The organism is Streptomyces alkaliterrae (genome assembly GCF_007097205.2).
Lineage (GTDB): Bacteria > Actinomycetota > Actinomycetes > Streptomycetales > Streptomycetaceae > Streptomyces > Streptomyces alkaliterrae.
The window spans coordinates 1-3,407 of sequence record NZ_VJYK02000435.1 but is presented as its reverse complement, the minus strand read 5'-3'; the positions used below and the strand labels follow the sequence as shown (position 1 = coordinate 3,407).

Annotated in this window: 3 protein-coding genes; 1 reads left to right on the top strand and 2 read right to left on the bottom strand. The window is 73.1% G+C overall.

Going from position 1 to position 3,407, the window contains the following annotated elements:
- Positions 1-39: 39 nt before the first annotated feature.
- Positions 40-690: a hypothetical protein gene (locus tag FNX44_RS25190; RefSeq protein ID WP_143651295.1), complete on the bottom strand. Its 651-nt coding sequence runs from the start codon at positions 688-690 to the stop codon at positions 40-42.
- Positions 691-841: 151 nt separating this feature from the next.
- On the opposite strand from FNX44_RS25190, the gene FNX44_RS25185 reads away from it, so the two are divergent.
- Complete coding sequence (locus FNX44_RS25185) at positions 842-2,164, top strand: glycoside hydrolase family 26 protein (protein ID WP_143651294.1); 1,323 nt, start codon at positions 842-844, stop codon at positions 2,162-2,164.
- Positions 2,165-2,235: 71 nt separating this feature from the next.
- Here the strand turns inward: FNX44_RS25185 and FNX44_RS25180 are convergent, their stop codons facing one another.
- Positions 2,236-3,366 carry a GNAT family N-acetyltransferase gene (locus FNX44_RS25180; protein WP_143651296.1) on the bottom strand — a complete coding sequence of 377 codons (1,131 nt, stop codon included), beginning with the start codon at positions 3,364-3,366 and terminating at the stop codon, positions 2,236-2,238.
- Positions 3,367-3,407 lie beyond the last annotated feature (41 nt).

Genomic DNA, 3,407 nt, shown 5'->3' with positions numbered 1-3,407 from the left:
TGAGCAGCAGGGCGGGGACCTCGGTATCCATCGACGCCATCACTGCCGTTCCTTCACTTCGGTGGGCCATGCGGGGGAGGTGGTTCGCGAATGGACTAGGGACGGGCGTCCGAACAGTCCACTGACGTCGGGTACGAGGCTGGTGCCGCGCAGCCCGGAGTCCGGTGGCAGCAGCCAGGGGCGGACCCACTTGGCCACCGCCCGGCCGCCCATCTCCTCCAGCGCGGCCGCCGCCTCGGCGGCGGTGCCGGGAAGGCGGGTGGCGGGGTGCGGCACGTTCAGGCGCGCGCAGAGCAGGGCGAGTTCACTCTTGTCGGTGAGTTGCTCGGGCAGTTCGGCGGGAATGCTGGGGAGGAGGTAGTGGTCGGTCAGCTCTGTGGCGAGGCGGGCGACCGCGATGGCGCCGCGGTCGTCCATCGCCAGCAGCACGGCCCGGCGGCCGATGAGCGCGGCGATGCGGCGCAGTTCGTCGAGCAGTCGCGGGTGGTCGACGGTCGCGCCCGCGGGTCTGCGGTGGGCGCGGTACAGATGGCGGGAGCGCAGTACCGGGCCGGCGGGTTCGTCGAGCAGTACGTGCGTCTCGACTCCCGCCCTGCCCAGCGTTCTGACGGCCCCGAGGGTCCCGTGGTGGAACGGGTTGCCGTCGAGTCTGAGCAGCAGGGCGGGGACCTCGGTATCCATCGACGCCATCACTGCCGTTCCTTCACTTCGGTGGGCCATGCGGGGGAGGTGGTTCGCGAATGGACTAGGGACGGGCGTCCGAACAGTCCACTGACGGTCCGTCGTGTTTACGGTCGTAAACGGAACGTGCCGTCCCGGTCGCGGTCCGGAAGGAGTGACCATGTCCCACCGACGCCGTTGGCCGGCGGGGGTTTGTGCCGCGGTGGTAGCCGCCGGCCTGCTCGTCGCCGGATCGTCCGCGCTGCTGCTGCCCGAGACCAGGTCCGACGTGACGGACGGCCGCAGCGCTCCGCATCCCGACCACCGGACGGGCCCCTCTCCGGCGCCCGGTCCCTCCGAGCAGGCCGACGGCGGGGGCTACCAGGGCGCGTTCGGCGCGTTCCTGGCCTCGGGTCCGGAGGGCGTGCAGCGCATCGGCCACCTGGAGCGGTGGCTGGGCGGCGCGAACCTGCGGGTGGGCCACACCTACCTGCCGGGCGACCTGTGGTCGAACATCGAGGGCCGACCGGAGTTCCTGCGCTCGTGGGCGCGGTGGCGGCAGGCGGACGAGGACCGCATGTTCGTGCTCAACGTGCCGATGCTGGAGCGCAACGAGGACGGCGTGCCCGACCACCAGGTGCGCCGCATGCTGCGGGCCGGCGCCGAGGGCAGCTTCGACCACCACTTCGAGACGCTGGGCCAGCGGCTGGTCCGCCTCGGCGTGCCGGACACGATCGTGGTGCTCGGCTGGGAGATGAACGGCACCACCTACACGCACCGCTGCGCGCCCGACCCGGCCGCGTGGAAGGCGTACTGGAAGCGGATCGTCACCACGATGCGCGAGGTGCCCGGCCAGCGGTTCCAGTTCGACTTCGCGCCGAACCGGGGTCGGGACGCGATCCCGTGGACGCAGTGCTACCCCGGTGACGACGTGGTCGACATCATCGGCATGGACTCCTACGACCAGCCGCCCGGTGACAGCTTCGACGACCACGTGAACCAGCCGTACGGGCTCAAGCACCAGGTCGACTTCGCCGCGGCGCGCGGGAAACCGATCTCGTACCCCGAGTGGGGGCTGTTCCGCAACGGCGACAACGCGGAGTACATGCGCCGGATGATCGGCTGGATGAAGGAGCACAAGCCGCTCTACCAGACGATCTCCGACTACTGCCCGCACGGTGTCTGGCAGTGCCGCAGCAACCCCCGTTCCTCGGCGGTGTTCCGCCAGCAGCTGTCGTCCGACGTCCAGGTGCCGCCGCAGCCGCCCACTCCGACGCCGACGCCCACACCCACTCCCCCGGTGGTGCCGACGCCGCCGGCACCCACTCCGCCGCGACCCGAGGCGAGCTGCATGCCGATCCCGCTCAGCCCCTGGGCGCAGAAGTGGGTCGACCCGGAGCGCCTGCCGTGCGTGCGGTACGACTGGCGTGAGTGGTACGACCGCGACTGGAGCGATTACCACGACCGCGGGCACGACTGGCGGGAGTGGGTCCCGCGCGGGTAGGGCGCACGAGCCCGGCCGCCGCGCTGCGAGGCGGCGGCGGCCGGGGCGGGTGGACGGGCTCGGGCGGACGGTCATCTGCCCGCGCCGTCCGCCCGCAGGCTGTTGAGCCTGGCCCGCAAGCGGCGCAGGGCGGGGAGCTGGCGGTGCAGGGTCTCGCCGGCCCGGCGGCGGCCCTCGACGGCCGCCACGTACAGCGCCAGCAGGGGCCCGGCGCCGCGACCTGCCAGCAGCAGCCGCTGGTTGGTGACGGTCTCCGGGCGCCAGTGCTGCTTGTAGGGCTCGGTGCCGCGCAGCAGGCTGAGCACGCGGCGGCCGGACTCGGTCGCCTGGCGGGCGTCGTGGCGCAGCAGCATGGTGGTGATGTCGACCTTGCGGGCGCGCAGCTGCGGGTCGGCGCCGTAGAGGTAGCCGCCGGCGAGTTCGGCCGACATGAGGGTGACGTCGGCGGCGACGACCCGGCCGTCCATACGGTACTCGGTCAGTACGGCGTCCCCGTCGCGGACCATCTGGCGGGTCGCCCGGACGAGGTGTTCGGCGAACCGGGGCCGCAGGTGTTCGGGGGTGACACCACGGCCGCGCCACTGCATGCCGTGCAGCCGCAGCAGGTTGTCGACCGCGTGCGGTACCTCCTGGGCGGGCACGGCGCGTTCCTCGATGCCCAACGACTCGATCTTCCGCAGCTTGGCGCGGAACCGGCGGGCGTTGCGGCTGGGCAACCGTTCCATCAGCTCCGGGAGGGGCGCGACGGGCAGCTCCAGGCAGACGGAGTCGTCCATGCGTCGGCGCGGTCCCGGCCACAGCCGGTGCACCCGTTCGGCGGCGCCGCCCGGCCGCACCTCGCGCAGGTCGACCACGCAGGTGCGGGCGAGCCGGTCCAGGCCCCGGACGAGGGCGGCGGCGACCTCGTCGGCGCAGTCGTCGTCCAGCAGTACGTCGAAGAAGTCGGAGATCTGGCCGCCGAGCGGCACCAGGACGGGCAGCGGCCGGTGGACGAGCATCAGCGGGGCGGCGCCCACCAGCGTGTCACCGCGCCGTACGAGGAGGAGGCGCAGGCGGCCCCCGGTGCCGTAGGAGCGCCACCAGGAGTGCAGCCAGGCATGGCTCTGGAACGGGGTGGCGGTACGGCAGCGGCGGTGCAGCGCGGACCACTGGGGTCCGAGCGCCTGGAACTCGCGGGGGTCGCGGCACAGGGTGACGCGCAGCGGCGCGCGCGGAGGGTCGGCGGCCGTACGGGGTGCGGGGG

What these genes read in the sequence shown, in the direction of transcription:
- FNX44_RS25190 (WP_143651295.1), bottom strand. Translation starts at nt 690, where the DNA reads ATGGCGTCGATGGATACCGAGGTCCCCGCCCTGCTGCTCAGACTCGAC.
- FNX44_RS25185 (WP_143651294.1), top strand. Translation starts at nt 842, where the DNA reads ATGTCCCACCGACGCCGTTGGCCGGCGGGGGTTTGTGCCGCGGTGGTA.